Here is a 19,555-nt window from a genome sequence, read left to right as displayed (position 1 = left end):
GTTTTATGAATTTAGTGAAACAGTCTGTTGTTATCATGGCAGCAGCCCTTCAACTCGCGTCTTCTGCTTATGCTCAGACAAATAATGACGAAGAACTACAAGATATGTCTGACCCACTTGCGGTTTACACCCAAGCGGGCTTTGGTATTACTGACAAAGGCGCGAACATCAAAATCGGTCAAACTTACCAATCTAGCCAGCCTGGCACCATGGCGATGAACATCATCGAAATGAAAGGCATTGGTGGTGAGCTATTTGGCATTCGCGACAATGACGATCCAATGTATGCCAATGTTGATGACAGCATTGACTCTTTCCGACTACGTAATTTCCAAGTAGAAGTCGCAAAAGGTCTAGGCCGTCAATTGGATGTAAACTACGATGTTGATAACGATAAATTAGATGCATCTTACAGCTTTATTCAAGGCCTACCTAAGTTTGGTATGTTGCAGCTATTTCCTTTGGCTGGTGCGGGTGTCACTATTGCTAATGATTTTAGTGGTGATGACAAAGGTTATGAAATTCCAGGTACTTTCACCGTTGTCGGTATGTACTCAAAAATTGAATTAACCGATAAAATCTGGATTAACTACAACCCAATGTATATGCATACACTGTCAGGGTCTAGTCAATATAAAGATACTTATTACGCGGGTGAAGATAATATCTTAACTCATGAGTTTGCGTTGTCTTATCAAATTAATCCTCGCGCAAATATTCGTTACTTTGCAAACTGGAATGAGCACGTTAATTTCGGTGATGGTGATCACCGTATCGAATTTAACTACCAATTTTAACTCCCTCGTTTATTTCCAGAATAGAAAGTGTGTTTATCCATATATTTAAATATTTAGGCTAGGGCACTTTCTACATAAAGTAGGTTTATCATGAAAGCCAAATATAAATTTGCGTTGGTATCTATTGCTATATCTTCTGCATTACTATCAGGATGCAAAACTGGCGATATCGCAACGAAAACTGCCCAAGCACCCTCTGTTGAAACCGTTACCCTAACCGAAACAAAAATCACTCCTTATCATACTTTTATCGGTCGAACTGAAGCGGTAAATGACGTTGATATTATGCCTCGAGTCGGTGGCGAATTAACCGCGATTCATTTTAAAGATGGCGATATGGTCGAAAAAGGCCAATTGCTGTTTGAAATCGACGACCGTCCTTACAAAGCGGCACTGGCGTATGCAAAAGCGTCGTTGCAAAAAGCAAAAGCACAACTCGTTCAAACTACGCGTGATGCAGAACGTGTGAAGAAACTCATCAAAGATAAAAGCATCAGTGAGCAGCAATACGATGACGCCATTGCTGCGCACGCCGCAGCGATTGCTTCGGTAGAAGAGGCGAAAGCGACGCTGGTTTCAGCAAGGCTCGATCTTGAATTTAGCTCTGTGCGTGCTCCTTTCTCAGGCCGCGTGGGTTTCAGCAACTTCCGAGTGGGTGACCGTATTTCGAAAATTCAACTCGTTCCTCTTGTTTCGATCACTCAAATTGACCCAATTCGCTTTGGCTTTGATGTGGATGAGAAGCTCTACCGCCGCGTAAGAAGTGCGATTGATGTGGCTCATCGTAACGATGACAAACTGGATGTTGATTTAACACTGACGCTTTCAGACGGTTCATTGTATCCGCTTGATGGCAAGATCTACGCCGTTGGCAACAAGATCGATTTAGAAACAGGCTCAATTCGAGCAGAAGCACAATTCGATAACCCAACTTACGCGCTTATGCCGGGTGAATATGGCAACTTGACTATCAAGCTGCGCAACAAAACCATTGATGGTTTGCTTATCCCATCGGCGGCTGTTCAGCAAGACCAAGCGGGTGACTACGTCATGGTGGTTGGTGATGATCACGTGGTGTCTCGTCGTAACGTTGAACTCGGTCAGACCTACGGTGTGAAACGTGCTGTGCTGACTGGTTTGGCGGCTAACGAAAAAGTCATCGTCAATGGTCTACAAAAAGTGCGTCCGGGTGCAACGGTGAAAGACGTTGAACTACAGAGTGAACAAGGCTGAGTGAGTACTGATGTTAAGTAAATTTTTCATTCACCGGCCGAAGTTTGCTTTGGTGATCTCACTGGCGATGACATTGATGGGTATGATCGCCCTGAAAGTCTTGCCAATTTCTGAGTATCCTCAAATCTCTCCGACGGTAATTACGGTGAGCACCATGTATCCGGGTGCAAACGCGAACGTGGTTAAAAAGACGGTTGCACAGCCGATAGAAGCCAAAGTCAACGGCGTTGAAGACATGATTTACATGTCTTCTGTGATTGGTAACGATGGTTCATACACACTACGTATCTATTTTCGAGTGGGCGCAGATGGCGATATGGCACAGGTTCGTGTGAACAACTTGGTGGCGCAAGCGACGTCTTCTCTCCCACAAGAAGTAAACCAAATCGGTGTGACGGTTAAGAAGAAATCTTCCGACATGTTGGGCGTTATTACACTGCGTTCTCCGAAACAGTCTCACGATAGTATCTACCTCTCCAACTATGCGGATCTCAATATTGTTGAGCGTCTAAAACGTATCGAAGGTATGAGTGACATTACGCTGCTGGGTAAGAAAGACTACTCAATGCGTATTTGGTTGAACCCAAATAAACTGGCCACCTTGAAGCTTTCCGCTAGTGATGTTATTGGCGCAATTAAAACGCAAAACATCCAAGTGGCGGCGGGTAAGATCGGTGGTATGCCAGCTCCGGGTGACCAGCAATATCAATATGTTTTGCAAACCAAAGGCCGCCTTACTTCTGCGGAAGAGTTCGAGAACATCATCATCCGTGCGAGCAAGAAAGGTTCTTTGATTCGCTTGAAAGATGTGGCTCGTGTGGAAGTTGGCGCACAAGGTTACGAAGCTGATGGTCGTATGAATAACGAACCAGCCGCCGTTCTGGCCTTGTACCAGTTGCCGACAGCGAACGCGCTAGACGTGATGGAACGCGTGAAAGAGGCCATGAAAGAGTACGAGAAATCGTTCCCAGATGATTTGGTCTACGACATCGCGTATGACTCTACCGAATACGTAGAGACGTCTATTGATGAAGTGTACGAGACACTGGTGATTGCGGTACTTCTTGTCACCTTCGTTGTGTACGTTTTCTTGCAGAACTGGCGAGCGACCATCATTCCAACCTTAGCGATTCCGGTTTCCATCATTGCGACGTTCGCAATCATGGGCGTGATGGGCATGACCATTAACACCATCTCGTTGTTTGGCTTGATCCTCGCCATCGGTATCGTGGTGGACGATGCGATCATCGTGGTGGAGAACGTGGAGCGGGTTATCCATGAAGAGCATTTAGACCCGATTCCGGCCACGATCCAAGCCATGAAAGAAGTGACGGGTCCTGTATTGGCAACAACGCTTATTTTGTTGGCGGTGTTCGTACCGGTTGCGCTATTGCCGGGTATTTCTGGTCGAATGTTCAACCAGTTCGCGGTCACCATCTGTGTGTCGGTGCTGATCTCTGCGATCAACGCATTAACGTTAACGCCAGCGCTTTGTGCGTTGATGTTGAAATCTACTCACTCGCAACCTATTGCGCCTTTGCGTGCGTTTAACCGCGGTTTTGAAGCAATAACGCGCAAATATCAAGGCTTAGTTGGCTTCTTGAGCCGCCGCATTGTGCTGAGTGTCGGTGTTTATGGCGTGCTTATTGCGGGGCTGGCATTTGCGTTCATGACCGTACCTTCTTCTTTCGTACCGAACGAAGATAAAGGCGTGTTCATGGTCGAAATGCGTTTGCCAGACGCAGCTGCATTGCAGCGTACGGCACCATTAATGAAGAAGTACGTTGATGAGCTAAAACAGATGGAAGGTGTGGAGAACGTGGTTTCGGTTGCGGGCTTCTCGGTAATTAACATGGCGTCGATTCCAAACTCGGGCATGTTGATCATCAAATTGGATAACTGGAGCAAACGTAAAGACCCTGAGCTACACCAACGCGCGTTGATGAATAAAGTTAACCAAATGCTGAACTCAACGCCAGATGCCGCTTCGTTCGTTTTCGCGACGCCGGCAATCAAGGGCATGGGTGCGGTGGATGGTTTCAACCTTGTGTTGCAAGACAACTTGGGTCGTTCTCCACAAGAGTTGGCAAAAACAACCGCTGATTTTGTTGCCCAAATCAATCAACTGCCTGAAGTGGCGCGTGCGTTCTCGATTTTCCGTGCGAACATTCCGCAACGTTACATCGATATTGACCGCGATAAAGCGATTTCGATGGGCGTACCGTTGAATGAAATCTTCAGCACACTGCAAGCACAGTTGGGCGGCGCCTACATTTCTGACTTCAACTTGTTTGGGCGTTCGTACCAAGTGAAAGTGCAAGCAGAAGAGCAATATCGTGACAACATCGACGACATCGACCATCTGTTTGTTCGTTCAAGCTCTGGAAAAATGGTGTCATTGGCAACGCTAGTGAAAGTGAAGCCGATCTTCGGCCCTGATACCTTATCGAACTACAACATGTTCAGTTCTGCAACCGTGAACGGTGCGCCAGCGCCAGGCTACAGCTCGGGTGATGTTGTAAAAGCCATTGAAAAACTGGCTGCAGAATCTTTGCCAAGTGGTTACTCGTACGAGTGGTCAGGCATGACTTACCAAGAGATGAAAGCAGGCAACATGGCGCCAATCGCGTTCGCATTGTCTTTACTGTTCACCTACTTGTTCTTGGTGGCTCAGTACGAAAGTTGGACCATTCCTGCTGCGGTAATGATGGCGGTTCCAGTCGCGATTCTCGGCGCAATGGGAACGCTACTGCTGGTGGGACAACCGTTCGATTTGTACGTGCAGATTGGTGTGGTCATCTTGATCGGTATGTCCGCCAAAGTGGCGATTCTTATCGTGGAATTTGCCAAAGTTCTGCGAGAAGAAAAGGGCTTATCCATCATTGATGCTGCCAAAGAAGCTGCTCGAATCCGTTTCCGAGCAGTACAGATGACTGCGTTCGCCTTCATCTGGGGGGTATTCCCGTTGGTGATTGCATCGGGTGCTGGTGCGGCATCTCGTCACTCACTGGGCTTTGCGGTATTCGGCGGCATGATTCTCTCTACGTTTGTAGGCACGTTGCTGACGCCGGTGTTCTTCGTGATGATGCAATCTCTGCGCGAGAAGTTTAAGCGAAAGAAACCCACTGAACTTGAGGTGAGCGAGCAATAACGCTGATTTCAACCGACTGACTCCACAACACCCCCACGCTGTGTGCGATTGGCCAATGCCTTTCATTGATATACAACCACCGTCGCAGCGTGGGTTCCCCTAACAATAATAGGTTTTAGCATGAAAAATCTTTCAAAAATCGTCGTAGCGAGCTCTCTACTGACGTGTGCTGCTGCGCAAGCGGGTGGGTTATACCTTTACGAAACAACAGCATCGGATATTGGTTTGGCATCCGCTGGTATGGCGGCTCGTGCGCAAGATGCCTCAGTAATGGCAGCAAACCCGGCTGGTCTGGCGAATGTTTCTGGTAAATCTTTCTCTGGTAACCTGATTGGCCTATACGGTGACGCGCAACTAGACACGATGACTGGCGATGCGGGCAACGTGATTGGTTTTGTTCCTATGGCGTCGGCATTTTACAGCCAACAAGTGAACGACAAATGGACGCTGGGTATTGGTCTGTATGGCAACTACGGTCTTGGCCTCGAGTACGAAGGTCTTTTGGATAATCACTTAGATATTCCTACAGCAACGACACAAGCCATGACCATTCAACCTTCCGCTTCTTACCGCATCAATGATCACTGGTCTGTGGGTGCGGCGCTTGGTATTCAGTACGGTATGTATGAAGTAGAAGCGGAAGGGTCGTTGGCTAGCTCTGACATGCATAAAAAATACTTAGACGAAGACCAAAATACTCAAGTCAACGGCCGAGTAGGTGTGCTTTATGAGGCAACATCAGGCACGCGTCTTGGTCTGTCTTACTCTTCTGAAACCGAATTTGAATTCGACAACAGCAACTCCATTGCTCCACAACAACTTATCTTCAGTGCTTACCACGAATTGAATGATGACCTAGCGGTGATGTGGAACGTGAACTGGCAAGACTGGAGCGAATACACAACCACGCTGAACGTAGAGACACAAGACACTTACCAAATCGCATTGGGTACTCAGTACAAACTGAATGAAAAAATGATGTGGAATGCAGGTTTTGCATTCGATACCAGCATGTATGAGAGCCAATCAAACGGTGATATTACCGTTCCTACTGGCAAGGCGTACCGCATTGGTACAGGCATTGATTACACATTGGATTCAGAAAACTCAATTGGTTTCGCGTTTGAAGCGATCTTGATGGAATCGTCAGAAACGCCAAGCTTACAAGCTGGCTTTGATGAGCCTGCTCTGTACTTCATGAGCATGAGCTACAACTGGAAAAACTAATCATTCCTAATCGCTAAAACGCCTTCCTTACAGGCCATTCTACCCTAACTACCTGCACTGGATGCTGTCACGCTATCTAAGGTAGTTAGGGCGCTTCTGTCACACCCAGTGAGTGATGATTTAAAAAGTATCTGCGCGGCTAAGTGCGGGTATTCAACATCTCAAAGGACTAAAAATGAAAAATAAACTAGCGTTAGTGTGTACGACTTTGTTGGTCAGTACGCTGGCTCATGGTGCCGAGCACCGAGTAAAAGACAATAAAAACAAGTTGGCGGATGACCCAACAAAAGTCATTACGAAATTTGGCGCGTCGTACGCAAACAACTACGATTTTGATGATCAAAACATCTCATTCTCGGGCTCACTTGCGCTTGACCAAGCGCGCAAAATTAACCTGCGTATCAATGATGATGCGAGCGAGTGGCGTATTGGTGGCTCGTGGTTGTTTCCGGTCGGTATCGTGAACTTCAACTTCGGTAAAAATGAATACGTAAACGGCGCGGATCAAACCAACTACAGCGTTGGTACCTTTATGCCGCTAAGTTATTTCGGGATTGAGCCAGCAGGCTTCCAAATTTTCCCAATGGCAGGCTATACGTACAACACTGGTGATGTTCCTGTTTGTGACGGTGCAGAAAGTAGCCACTGTAGCGAGCCTAACTTTACGGGCACTCCAAGTGCAGAGAATGGCTTCAATATGATGAGCTCTTCAGGCAGCAGCGGCTACGTTGGTGCATTTGCGCTGAAATCGTTTACCAAAGAACTGACGTTAATCAGCTTCGCAGCAGGCACTTACGGCTCAGAAAACAGTGAAGGAGAGAACTACAAAGGCTTCTTTGGTGGTATCGGCCTTGGTTATCTCGTGAATAAACGTCACTCGTTTAACGTAATGACGTTTGTCATGGACAACAACACGTATTTAGATGAGGCAGATAGGCGCGTCGCATTATCTTACCAATATCAATTTGAGTAAATTGAAAACGCAGCAACGATGGCTGCGTTTTTACTTTGATGGAATAAATTAGTGAATCGCGTTCTTTTCTTCGATCTTTTTCTGATATTGGTGTTTTAATATATACATGCGCTTAACATCGCTATAGGCTCCGTTAATAAAGTATTCTTCTACTAAATGGCCTTCTTCAATAAAACCACATTTCTTATATAAATGAATAGCGACTTCATTATCCACTGCGACCAATAAGTATATTTTACGTAGATTAAGAATCGAGAAGGAGTAATCCAATGCACGATTAATCATCTCTGTCGCATAACCTCGTCCTTGATGCTCTGGGGCGATGATTATCTGAAACTCAGCGCTTCGGTGAATGTAGTTGATCTCAATAAGTTCGACCAATCCAATCACTATGCCGTCTTCATCTTCAACCACAAAGCGTCTTTCTGCGTCATCATGTATATGTTTTCGGTACAGTTCTTCGAGCTCATCATAAGATTCATAAGGCTCTTCGAACCAGTAGGCCATGATATTTCGGTTGTTATTTAGTTCGTGAATAAAGCGCAAATCAGAGCGTTCTAGTGCACGCATTTTTAGGCCTTTCTTCATCATTTATCTCCAATGAGGCGGAGTAAACCTCCGCAATTGATGCTAGAAAATCTTAACGTATTTAACAAGAATAGCGCATCTGTTTTTGGGAAATATTGTGGTTTTTTCAATATGGAAACTTAGAGTTCACGCCAAATAAAAATTAATCTTTACGATAAAAAATTCGATTAGGTGGTTTGCCTAATATCATATTAAATACCGCGCAACGACTTAGTGTCTTAATCTAAATAAACAAGGTATTCAATATGTTTTCAATCGGTGACGTAGTAGTAGCGACTAAAGGTATCGATCTTGGCGAAATGGTTGTTACAGGTTTAAGCAGTGGCGGTTTTTACACACACGTAAAAGCAGGCGAGAAAACGCTAACTTACCCAGCTAAAGATCTTAAGAAAGCATAATTAAATTTGCTCACTCTTATTTCTAAACTGGCTTAAAGTTCGTATTACTTATTTTAGGCGGGTTAGAATTTATAAAAGGTAGCGCAACAAGTCGCTACCTTTTTTATCACTCTCTTTTCTAGTTTTCTTCTGTTTTATGAACCTCAACACGGTTTCTACCGGTTTCTTTAGCTTTGTAAAGAGCTAAGTCGGCGCGTTTTACGAGTGGTTCAAACGAGTCATCCAAGCTACAGACTTGAGTTACACCAATACTAGCGGTAAAGCTCATATCACGACCTGAGTGTTGAATCGTCGTAGTTTCTAGCGCATTGCGAATCGTTTCTAATGTGTTTAGGGCTTCTTGCGATGACCGGCTTCTTAGTACGATGGCAAACTCTTCACCGCCAACTCTGGCAAGTAAGTCACAGTCAAGTAGATGACTTTGAATGGTGTTGACTGCATGGATCAGCGATTTATCGCCAGCATCATGACCAAACCGATCATTAAGGCTCTTAAAGTTGTCTAAATCTAGAATAGCAACATGGAAGTCAATGCCTTGGGTGCGGTATTCAGTCAAGCGGCTTTCGATTTGTCGCATGAATTCTCTGCGGTTTGGAATGCCAGTCAGATCATCCGTTGTGGCGAGATGCTCCATTTTCATAATTTGTATATGAAGAGCAATGTTTAAAGCAATCCAGTTAGCGATGCACTGAAGCTGTGCCGCTTGTTCGTTTGTGTAAGTGTGCGTTTGATGATGTGCAACATTAAGCGTGCCCAAACAGACTTTACCGTGCATTAAAGGCGCATCCATACACGTCCCCATGCCATTGGATGCCAGCATCACACAATCGACCTCATCAGATTGAGTGACATCGTCACAGATCATCAGTTGTTGTTTTTTGAACACTCGGCCAACAAAAGCTCGGTGAATAGGTACCAAGAATTCAGCCGGAATCGCTTTATTACCAGAGAAAGAGTAGACCTTTAGATGATCATCATTTTCATAAAGCGTGATACTCGCGCGGTCGGAATTGAATATACGATTTATCCATTCTGCGACCGTATCAAGCACCTGCTGCAATGTTTCCGATTGAGCTAAAAAGTGAACAAACCCTATCGGCATACAGATCGGACTTTCCATATTCTGCATCGATAAGTCATCAGGGTTAAAAGTTCTTTCAAGTCTCAATAGACATCTCCTTGCGATGTTGCAAATACCAACAATAAGTTACACGAAGCTATTTTCAAGAAAAATGCGTTTCTACGTAAGATTATGGTTTATTTATCGCCATCTATGTGTGTTCAATTGCTTAATGTGGGCGTTAACTCACGCCTAAATGAATAAATGTTATACCTATTTATAAGTAAGTCATTACTCAATAAGGGGTGTTTTTGAGGTAGAACCAAAGAATAGGAAAGCCCTTCAGGGAAGAGAAGGGCAAAGAGGGTAAACTTAGGAAAGTAAATACGTAAGCAGTGAATTAATTATCTTTGTATTTCTGTAAAATCAACTGACTGATTTGCGCGATGAGCTGGTCTCTGGCTTGAAGTGATAGCTCGGTTTCCGTGACATAGATACTAATGTAAACAGGACGATGGTTTTCCTTCCATATGATTGCGTTAATACCGCGCGAACCGTGACCACCCGCACCAGAGCGGTCGGCGATAGACCAACCTGTTGGTAATACTGAACGCATTAACGAGTCTGAAACCTTGTTGTCCTGCATCCAGATTTTTAATTGCACGCGAGACTCGTAAGACAACGTTTCTCCTTCAATCAAGGTTCGCAGAGTGTTTACCATGGCGTTAGGTGTGGTTGTGTCGCGGTTGTCTCCCGGTGTCGCTTCGTTCAAACGTGGTTCTAATCTATCTAGGCGCGTCGCTTTATCACCAATAGTTCGCAGAAACATTGTCACGGCCTTAGGGCCGCCGATTTCATTCAATACTAAGTTGGCAGCAGTATTATCACTCATCAACATCGCAGCTTCACAAGCGTGTTCTACGCGTGTGTTTTGGCCTGCGAGTTTGTCCATCACTGGAGACCACACAACGATGCTGCGCTCATCGACTTTCGCGGTCGCATTTTTACTTAGCTTACCGCTGTCCATATCACTTAGCATTGTGGCGCAAGCCAAGGTTTTGAATGTGCTCATGAGTGGGAAGCGTTCATCGCCACGGTAATCCCAGCGCTCATCGGTTTGCGTATCCCAAACCGAGACTCCAATTCTGCTTGAGGTTTGTTGTTCGATGAGAGAAATGTCTTCATTCAGTTGGGAAGCGTAACTTAGGGTTGAGCAAACCATTAGCCCAGCCAACAAAAATAACTTTTTCATGCGTCGTGTTCTTCATTTTGGTTTTGGTTCGCACTGTGGCGATGTTACGCAAACTATAACGAGCGAATACTCTAACCACTGTTAAATCCATGTCGATTTTTTGTAGGATTCTGCGCAATACCTCCAAGTTTGTTATTGACCTTAAGTATATTGTGGGTTTACTCAACTTTACGAATATTGACGTTGCATTACGCTAGAAAAACTAAACTAGAGTTGTCGTCAATTTGAGAGTGATGTTCATGAAAACTGTACGAAATTTTTTATGGATGATAGTTGCCGCCGTGTCTGTGTTGTGGTGGATGAGTGAACCGCAACTGCTGTCCTCGACCCAATTCTTCCAATGGCGCTCCGCGCTTATTCAATATTCTGGTGTTTTGTCGTTAGCTTTGATGTCTATTGCGATGGTGCTGGCGCTGCGCTTACCTGTGATAGAGCAATGGGTTCATGGCATGGACAAGGCATATCGAGTACACAAGTGGTTAGGTATAGCAGGCGTCAGTTTGGGTGTGATCCATTGGCTTATGTATAAAGTGCCGAAGTGGCTCGTTGCTGCTGGTTGGTTGGAAAAACCAGTAAAACACACTGGAGCAGGGCCATCAGGCAATAACTTCGTTGGTTTTGAGTTATGGGTTAAAGAACTGCGTGATATAGGCTTGGATTTAGGTGAGTGGGGCTTTTATTTGCTATTGGTATTGCTGGCAGTGTCACTCTGGACGGTTGTTAAATACAAACCGTTTAAGTTATCCCATCGTTTAATGGCGGTGGTGTATTTGATGGTTGCTGTTCACTCCGTTTTGCTGATCAAGCACGCGTACTGGGGCGATCCCATTCATTTTATCGCTTTTGGTTTTGCATTGATGGGCTCTGCGGCTGCCGTTTACAGCTTGTTCGGTTTTGTCGGGCGAGCGAACCGCTATCCAGCCAAAGTGGTGTCGACTCGCTACTTCCCTCAAGCGCGAGTGATGGAGCTGGTTTTGGCGCCAGGCATTAACGACCAAGGAAAACCTTGGCAAGGGCACAAAGCTGGGCAGTTTGCTTACGTTCGTTTTGGTAACGAAGATCCACATCCGTTTACGATTGTTTCAGGTGAGCACGATCCAGAGGTCCGTTTTTTGATCAAAGAGCTAGGCGATTTCACGACCAATTTGTACCAGCGCGTGAAAGCGGGTAATGAGGTTGTTGTTGAAGGGCCGTATGGACGTTTAGAGTTTGATGTCAACAAGCCGCAAGTTTGGATTGCTGGTGGTGTCGGGATAGCGTCGTTCTTTGCTATCTTATCTTCATTGAAAGCGTTAAAAAGACATCCGCCAGTGCATTTGTTTTATTGCACACGTGGCTTAGATAGTCATTTAGTGGATGAACTGTGGAATGCCGCGCGTCAGGCACAAGTGAAACTGAACGTGATAGATACTGCGGTTTCACCTCGACTTAATGTTGAACGAATTGCGAGGGAATGCGGCGACTTATCGCGTTATGAGTTTTATTTCTGTGGACCGGAGGTATTCTCTCGAACCCTGAAAAAAGAGTTAGAGGTATATCGTTTTGATACAGAACATCGCTATCATGAAGAGCTGTTTGTGATGCGATAATCTAGCATTTAGGGCGAAATAAAAAGGAGCTGATATTAGCTCCTTTTGTATTTACATTTAACGTCTATGAACCGTGTTAATACGTTAATCCGGTCTCACTACAGTTCCACTTTTTTGACCATGCCGGCTTCTGCATGTCCGGGGATATTACACGCGAACTCTACATTTTTATCGCCATGGAAGTGCCACAAGAGTTGTTTCGCTTTGCCTGGTTCAACAGTGACAGCATTGCCGGAGTCATGCATGTGATCGCCAGACATGGTTTTCATCATTTCACGATGTTTAAGCTGTTCTTCTGCTGAGCCAATGGTAAATTCGTGATTGATTTTGCCTGTATTCATTACCACAAATTGAACCACATCATCCGGTTCTATTGTCACATCTTTTTTGAATGTAATTTTCATATCATCCGTTAAGAGTACATGAACGACTTTGTCTGGTTTTGCGCCATTTGCAGGCATACCAACCGCTGACATGCCCGGCATGCCGCTCATACCAGAATGATCCATTTTACCGTGGTCCATTTTTCCATGATCCATCGGCATTTTATCCATGTTCATGGAACCGTGATCCATTTGACCATGCTCCATATTTTCGTGGTTCATGTTTGAGTTATCCATTTGAGCAAATACGCCACTCGATACCATGGTTAGAGCAAGAGTGATAAGAGTCTTTTTCATGTTGATTTCCTTTACTATCAATTAGCTATCGCGCCATTACTCTCTGAATAATGGCGCTCGTTGTTATTTATCTTGGTGTTGAGTTGATTTCACTTCACGCTGTTTCCACAGCTTGAAGATGGCAGGTAGCACAAGCAGTGTTAACAGCAGGGCAGAGGCCATGCCACCAATCATCGGTGCAGCGATGCGTTGCATCACTTCAGAGCCTGTCCCCTCACCGTACATGATTGGAATAAGACCAATGATTACCGTTAATACGGTCATCATGACAGGCCGCACACGCAAGCCAGCGCCTTCGCGAATTGCGTCTGTAAGATCCCGTGCTTGAAGCGGTCGTTGTTTCTCTTCTGCATCCAGTTTTCGGTGGTGCCACGCTTGGTTGAGATATACCAGCATGATGACGCCTATCTCCACCGCAACGCCGGCGAGGGCGATAAACCCAACCCCCACGGCAATAGAGAAGTTGTAGTTCAGATAATGCATCAGCCATAAGCCACCAACCATTGCTAAAGGCAGCGTCAGCATGATGATCAGCACCTCACCTACACGGCGAAAGCTGAAGTAAAGTAGCATCATGATGATCGCAATAGTGATTGGTACTACGACACTTAAGCGGTCTTTGGCGCGTTCCATGTATTCGTACTGACCTGACCAAGCCAGTGAATAACCCGCAGGTAATTCAAGTTGATCTGCTACTACTTGTTGTGCTTCCACGACGTATGAGCCCAGGTCACGACCTTCGATATCCACGAAAACCCAACCGTTTGGACGCGCGTTTTCGGTTTTGATCATCGGTGGGCCATCCTCATAACGAATATCTGCCACGTCTGCGAGTGCGATGCGTGCGCCGTTGGGGGTTACCAGTGGTAGGTTTTGCAGTTTAACAACCGAGTCACGGTAATCTTGCGGATAGCGGACGTTAATCGGGTAGCGTTCCAAGCCTTCAATGGTTTCTCCAACATTCATACCCCCAACAGCTGTTGAGATAACTTGCTGAACGTCTTTGATGCTCAATCCATATCTCGCAGCTGCGCGGCGTTTGATATCAATCGTCACGTAACGGCCACCCGCGACACGCTCCGCATATACAGATGAGGTGCCATGAACGCTATTAAGAATAGGTTCCAGCTGAGCACCAATTTTTTCGATCTCTTTCAGGTCTGGGCCTGCGATTTTGATCCCAATTGGCGTTTTAATGCCCGTCGCAAGCATGTCGATACGCGTTTTGATCGGCATTACCCATGCGTTGGTGAGTCCCGGGAACTGAATCAGTTCATCGAACTCTTTGCGTAACGACTCTGTCGTCACGCCTTCACGCCATTGATCGTGAGGTTTTAGCTGAATAACAGTTTCAATCATAGTGAGTGGCGCAGGGTCGGTGGCCGTTTCTGCACGGCCAATCTTGCCCCAAACCGTTTTGACTTCCGGTACGGTTTTGATCAGTTTGTTAGTTTGCTGAACTAGTTCACGTGCTTTACCAATCGAGATTCCCGGATACGTAGTCGGCATGTACATCAAGTCGCCTTCATCCAATGGTGGGATGAACTCGCTACCCAGTTGACTGGTTGGATAGTAAGCTGACGCCATTAGGCCTAAAGCGATAACGATCATACTCTTAGGGTACTTGAGGCTGGTATTCAGCAACGGGCGATACAGCGCAATTAAGCCTCTATTTACTGGATTCTTATGCTCTGGTAATACGTTGCCACGGATGAAATAACCCATGAGCACAGGTACGAGGGTAATTGCCAAACCTGCCGCTGCGGCCATTGCATAAGTTTTAGTAAAGGCGAGAGGGGAGAACATCTTGCCTTCTTGACCTTCCAGTGCAAATACTGGCACAAAGCTTAACGTGATGATAAGCAGTGAGAAGAACAGGGGCGCGCCCACTTCTTCAGCGGCTTTGCCAATCACTTGCCAGCGGTTCTTATCCGTGAGAGGCGTTCGTTCAATATGCTTGTGGACGTTTTCTATCATTACGATGGCACCATCCACCATTGCACCGATGGCGATGGCAATCCCCCCGAGCGACATGATGTTGGCGTTAATGCCTTGAGAATGCATGACGATAAACGCGGATAAAATACCGACGGGCAAGCTCAGCGCGATAACCAAAGACGAACGGATGTGAAATAGGAAGAGGGCACAAACAATCGCCACGACGATGAATTCTTCCGCCAATTTCTTCCACAAGTTTTCTACGGCAGCGTTAATCAGCGTGGAGCGATCGTAAGTAGGCACGATTTCCACACCATCCGGTAAGCTGCGCTGTAAATCTTCCAGTTTGTCTTTAACTTTGCTGATGACTTCACTCGCGTTTTCGCCGAATCGCATGACAATAACGCCACCAACCGCTTCACCTTCGCCGTTAAGCTCAGAGATGCCGCGACGCATTTGCGGACCTAAGTTGATGTCAGCAATGTCGCCCAATAAGAGCGGTGTACCTTTCTCTGTCACTTTGAGCGGAAGTGATTCAATATCCTCAATACTCGTTAGGTAACCTGTAGTGCGAACCATGTGTTCCGCTTCTGCTACTTCAACAACAGAGGCGCCCGTTTCCTGATTGCCGTTTTGGATCGCCATGTTCACTTGTTGCAGTGTCAGGTTGTAAGCACGTAGCTTAGCTGGGTCAATCTGAACTTGATATTGCTTCACCATACCGCCAACGGTTGCGACTTCAGAGACGCCATCGACGGTTTGCAGCTCATATTTCAAGAACCAGTCTTGCATACTGCGTAGATCAGCAAGATCATGGTTGCCAGTTTTATCTTGCAGTACATAGCTGTAGACCCAGCCCACACCCGTTGCATCTGGTCCTAATGTCGGTTTTGCACTTGGTGGTAATTTAGGTGCTACTTGGCTTAGGTACTCTAAAACGCGCGAGCGTGCCCAGTACATGTCGGTATCATCGTTAAAAATGATATAAACATATGAGTCACCAAAGAATGAATAACCACGAACGGTTTCCGCTCCTGGTACGGCGAGCATGGCGGTGGTTAGCGGGTAAGTAACTTGATCTTCAACTACTTGAGGTGCTTGGCCTGGGTAGCTTGTTTTGATGATCACCTGAACATCAGAAAGATCCGGAATGGCGTCTACAGGTGTATTCTTTACACTGTAAAGTCCGGTTAAAACAAGCGCTAAGGTTGCGATCAAAACCATGAAACGGTTTTTGATCGACCAGCGGATTATTGCTCCAATCATAGTTAGCCCTCAACCGCTTCAAGTTGCTTCAATACGTAGTCAGCTCCTTGTTTTTCAACTAGAAATCGGACTTTCTGACCTTCTTTGAATCCGGATAGATCCACTTCATTACCTACAGAGAAGTTCATCTCTCCTGCCTCCCAGTTCCATTCTGCAACTGGGAGGTGGTTGAGAGTTATCATCCCAAAATCCGCCATCAACATGCTGATATCTCCGGTAATCCATACGTCAGTCACGACAACGCTGTCATCGGTTTTGTAGTCAACGACTTCATATTGACCGGACTCTGTTTTCTGAATTTCAAACTCGATAGCTTGGCCTTTTTGCAGAGTGCCCACATCAACGTCATCTGCGAGGGTAAAGTTCATGACCATACCCGGCCAATCCCACTCTGCTACGGGCTGATGATTAATGGTCAACATACGGTGATCTTTCATCACATCGGTGATTTCACCCTTAGCCCAAACTGTTTCTACTTTGGCTTCAGTAGGTGATGAAATACGGGATAGATCAGCCGTTTGGCTCGATTCCGAATCCAACATAAAGTGTGCAGAGGTTACGATGCGATCATCTTGAGACAGACCTTGTAGCACCTCGATTTTGTCGTCGGCTTCACGCCCAACTTTGATGCGCGTTGAGCGGTATTTACCATCGCCTTCAGACAACACGACTCGGGTCATACCGCCGGATCGAATAACGGAAGACTTAGGAATCGTCATAACTGCGTTATCAGTGACTGGTTGAAGGGCAATGTTGGCAAACATATTAGGTTTAAGATCGCCATTCGGGTTAGGGAACTTGAGGCGTACACGCAAGGTACGAGTTTTAGGATCCAGAATAGGGTATACGTAGTCGACAACCCCTTTCCATTCATTGCCTGGAATAGCATCAAGCGTCATAGTGGCGCTACTTCCTGCTTTCATCCAGTGAGCTTGGCGCTCAAATACTTCGGCATCCACCCATACGTTTTCAAGTGGGCCCGCGCTGATTACCGCTTGAGCAGGGGATAGGTAACCACCTTCACGAACGTTCAAACTCGCGATGACGCCATCTTCCGGAGCTTTAATTTCAATAGTTTGCGATGCTTTCCCGCGTTGAGTGATGGCTCTGATTTGAGAACGATCAACACCCAGTGTCACTAAACGTTCTGTTGCGCCTTTCACCAGACCATTACGCCCAGTTCGGTAGGCGTTCAGCAGCTCTTCTTGTGCTTTGACTAGCTCAGGCGAGTACAGCGTGAACAGCACATCGCCTTTTTTGACCTTTTCACCCACGGCATTGATGTAAAGCTTTTCAACCCAGCCGGCCACGCGAACGTTGGTTTGCCACAAATGACTTTCGTCAAACGCGATATAGCCGACAGTTTCAATCCGAGGTGAAAGTTGCTCTAAAGAGACTTGAGCAGTTTTTACACCTAAGTTGTTTTCAACTGATGGGTCAATTTTTACCGTGCCGGGTTTGTCTTGTTCACCCGCGAGATCTTCAGCGTACACTGGGATCAAGTCCATGCCCATTGGCGATTTGCCCGGTTTGTCGCGCTTATAATTTGGATCCATTGGAGCAACCCAATAGAGTGGCTCGTTTGAGCTGCTCGCCGCGCCACCGCCTGTGCCGCTCATGTCGTGGTTTGCACCAGATAGGTACTGATTAACGCCAAACCCTAGTGCCCCGCCAACAAGCAGAGCGATGGTTGCTATCTTGATTGAATTTGAACTCATTCCTAATTCCTTATTTTCCCCATGAGGCATGACAGCGATGTTGATTGCTTATTGGTGTGCATTCGCCATCGTCCCCAAACTTGGGTTCTCTCATGTTTTTGTTTTAGTTCGCGCTTGCTTCAGGCGTGATGTTGGGTGTGGATACTTGATATTCGAAACCACCCAATAAAGCCGCTAAGTTGCTGTTTACGATGTTTAAATCGGTAATAAGACGTTGCTGTTCGAGCTTTAGCGCCAGCTCGTCTGTGCTTGCCATGATCACATCGTTAAACTGTGCGGTGTTGTTTTGATAACCCCTTTCTACCGCGTGAATACGAGCTTGAACTTGGGGAAGTAAGGTGGATTGATAACGCTCTAAACGCTGACTCAAGTTAGCGCGATCAACCAGCAATGTGTTGACCTTCGCGTTCATCTGAGTCAGTAACGTATCTTTTTGTGAGCGAGCAGCACCCACTTGATACTGCGCGGCGGCTAAGTTGCGGTCTTGGCGATTACCAGTGAACAGGGGAATGTCCATTGTTAGATACGCGCTCACCAAATCCGATGCAGGTTCGCCTTTCATATTGTTGGCTTGACGATAAGCGTACATCACTTCCACACCGAATTGAGGCGTGTAAGCTTGCTCTGCAATGTCCACTTGAGTTTCATTGGCAGAAATACTTACGTCTGCCATTTTCACCATCGGGTGATCACTCAACTGTTGGTAGTGCTTGGTCGTTTCGCTATTTGCAGACAACTTTTGGTTTAATGACGCCCAAGTCAGTGTGTTGCTGGCTTGAAGTGTTGAGCGTCCGTTTTGGGTATAGGTATTGAGCCAGTCAGAGCCCAGCCATTCTGAGAGTTGCGAGACCAAACGGCGCTGCATTTGTGCATTGGCTTGCAGCTTTTCATCCAACTTACTCACTTGAAGCTGTGCATTCAGTAAATCTTGCGCTTCGCTTTTGCCGATTGAGTAATTGGTTTGAATGAAGTTTTCCATTTCCGTCATGAGCCGACGGTTTTCTAGCAAAATTTGCTCTGCTTTCTGCTGATAGCCCAGCTCCAACCAAAGCTGAGTCATGCTGTTTGCCACTTCAAGCTCCCGTGCGTGAACTTGCAACGACAAACCATCGGCTTGTTGATTGGCTTTCTTTTGTTGAAGATTGAGCGTCGAGCCACGTTCGAACTGTTGCATCAAACCGACGGAGATATTGGTCATCGGATCCTCGTCAAATTTGAAGCTATCGACAGGCAAACCACCAAAACCGACTTTCAATTTCGGGTCCATCAAGGTTGCGCTGGCTACGCCTGTTTCACGCATTGCTTCCGATTGAGCATAGAACTGCTTACGGTTGCCATCGTTACTCAACGCAACGCTAATGAGGTTTGCTAGCTCATTGGTTGACTGAGCTTGGATTGATAGAGCTTGCGCTTCTTGTTGTGCTTTCGTATTGGCTGGCGATTGTGCCACCACATTGAAAGCAGGTAGGGCAACCAGAGCCAGTGAGCATACTGGTGCCACTAAGCGATTTGGGTTGAATTCCATAATTTACATCCAAATTGATACCAAGCTCTTTTGCGTTTCGGGATCGATTGAACCGAGCGGGAGAGCGTTGGTATTTGCCAAACGGATGACGCACTTTTTTATCGCTAAATAGCAGGTAACAAATGGAGTTACGAGCGAATAGCTGAGGTGAGCACGCTAT

Annotated in this window: 14 protein-coding genes; 7 read left to right on the top strand and 7 right to left on the bottom strand. The window is 46.2% G+C overall.

What is annotated here, in order from left to right:
• The first annotated feature begins 5 nt into the window (after nucleotides 1-5).
• The 5 genes from MSG33_RS05460 to MSG33_RS05440 all read left to right on the top strand — a co-directional run bounded on the left by MSG33_RS05460 (nucleotide 6) and on the right by MSG33_RS05440 (nucleotide 7,381).
• Nucleotides 6-797 carry a hypothetical protein gene (locus tag MSG33_RS05460; RefSeq protein WP_248380165.1) on the top strand — a complete coding sequence of 264 codons (792 nt, stop codon included), beginning with the start codon at nucleotides 6-8 and terminating at the stop codon, nucleotides 795-797.
• Between the two features lie 90 nt (nucleotides 798-887).
• Nucleotides 888-2,030: an efflux RND transporter periplasmic adaptor subunit VmeP gene (gene vmeP / locus MSG33_RS05455; protein ID WP_005391278.1), complete on the top strand. Its 1,143-nt coding sequence runs from the start codon at nucleotides 888-890 to the stop codon at nucleotides 2,028-2,030.
• A 10-nt stretch (nucleotides 2,031-2,040) separates the two neighbouring features.
• Complete coding sequence (gene vmeQ / locus MSG33_RS05450; RefSeq protein WP_237311231.1) at nucleotides 2,041-5,181, top strand: efflux RND transporter permease subunit VmeQ; 3,141 nt, start codon at nucleotides 2,041-2,043, stop codon at nucleotides 5,179-5,181.
• A 120-nt stretch (nucleotides 5,182-5,301) separates the two neighbouring features.
• Complete coding sequence (locus MSG33_RS05445; protein WP_248380163.1) at nucleotides 5,302-6,408, top strand: outer membrane protein transport protein; 1,107 nt, start codon at nucleotides 5,302-5,304, stop codon at nucleotides 6,406-6,408.
• 175 nt (nucleotides 6,409-6,583) lie between these two features.
• A complete protein-coding gene (locus tag MSG33_RS05440) occupies nucleotides 6,584-7,381 on the top strand; it encodes a hypothetical protein (RefSeq protein ID WP_104970180.1) in 798 nt (265 codons plus the stop codon).
• 48 nt (nucleotides 7,382-7,429) lie between these two features.
• Here the strand turns inward: MSG33_RS05440 and speG are convergent, their stop codons facing one another.
• On the bottom strand, nucleotides 7,430-7,969 hold the full coding sequence (speG, locus tag MSG33_RS05435; RefSeq protein WP_041853120.1) for a spermidine N1-acetyltransferase: 540 nt from the start codon (nucleotides 7,967-7,969) through the stop codon (nucleotides 7,430-7,432).
• 245 nt (nucleotides 7,970-8,214) lie between these two features.
• Here speG and MSG33_RS05430 point away from each other — a divergent pair, with 245 nt between their 5' ends.
• Nucleotides 8,215-8,367 carry a hypothetical protein gene (locus tag MSG33_RS05430; RefSeq protein ID WP_005375418.1) on the top strand — a complete coding sequence of 51 codons (153 nt, stop codon included), beginning with the start codon at nucleotides 8,215-8,217 and terminating at the stop codon, nucleotides 8,365-8,367.
• A gap of 118 nt (nucleotides 8,368-8,485) precedes the next feature.
• Here MSG33_RS05430 and MSG33_RS05425 read toward each other — a convergent pair whose 3' ends face one another.
• Nucleotides 8,486-9,487, bottom strand: coding sequence for a sensor domain-containing diguanylate cyclase (locus MSG33_RS05425; RefSeq protein ID WP_226977544.1), 1,002 nt, complete (start codon nucleotides 9,485-9,487; stop codon nucleotides 8,486-8,488).
• A gap of 340 nt (nucleotides 9,488-9,827) precedes the next feature.
• Nucleotides 9,828-10,679, bottom strand: a complete 852-nt coding sequence (locus MSG33_RS05420; RefSeq protein ID WP_005391263.1) for a carbenicillin-hydrolyzing class A beta-lactamase CARB-57 — start codon at nucleotides 10,677-10,679, stop codon at nucleotides 9,828-9,830.
• 239 nt (nucleotides 10,680-10,918) lie between these two features.
• On the opposite strand from MSG33_RS05420, the gene MSG33_RS05415 reads away from it, so the two are divergent.
• Entirely contained in the window at nucleotides 10,919-12,268 is a 1,350-nt protein-coding gene (locus tag MSG33_RS05415; protein ID WP_248380161.1) for a ferric reductase-like transmembrane domain-containing protein, read from the top strand.
• Nucleotides 12,269-12,366: 98 nt separating this feature from the next.
• Here MSG33_RS05415 and MSG33_RS05410 read toward each other — a convergent pair whose 3' ends face one another.
• From MSG33_RS05410 to MSG33_RS05395, 4 genes are all read right to left on the bottom strand, one after another.
• A complete protein-coding gene (locus MSG33_RS05410) occupies nucleotides 12,367-12,948 on the bottom strand; it encodes a cupredoxin family protein (protein ID WP_053313544.1) in 582 nt (193 codons plus the stop codon).
• Between the two features lie 63 nt (nucleotides 12,949-13,011).
• Nucleotides 13,012-16,152, bottom strand: coding sequence for an efflux RND transporter permease subunit (locus MSG33_RS05405; protein ID WP_006742108.1), 3,141 nt, complete (start codon nucleotides 16,150-16,152; stop codon nucleotides 13,012-13,014).
• A gap of 2 nt (nucleotides 16,153-16,154) precedes the next feature.
• Nucleotides 16,155-17,870: an efflux RND transporter periplasmic adaptor subunit gene (locus MSG33_RS05400; RefSeq protein WP_248380159.1), complete on the bottom strand. Its 1,716-nt coding sequence runs from the start codon at nucleotides 17,868-17,870 to the stop codon at nucleotides 16,155-16,157.
• Between the two features lie 103 nt (nucleotides 17,871-17,973).
• Nucleotides 17,974-19,395 (bottom strand): TolC family protein, encoded by a 1,422-nt coding sequence (locus tag MSG33_RS05395; protein WP_248380157.1) that lies wholly within the window; start codon nucleotides 19,393-19,395, stop codon nucleotides 17,974-17,976.
• Nucleotides 19,396-19,555 lie beyond the last annotated feature (160 nt).

The organism is Vibrio sp. 1CM7H, from assembly GCF_023161645.1.
Lineage (GTDB): Bacteria > Pseudomonadota > Gammaproteobacteria > Enterobacterales > Vibrionaceae > Vibrio > Vibrio diabolicus.
Note: the sequence above shows the minus strand (reverse complement) of the source record. Positions and strands in the feature narration are given on the sequence as shown.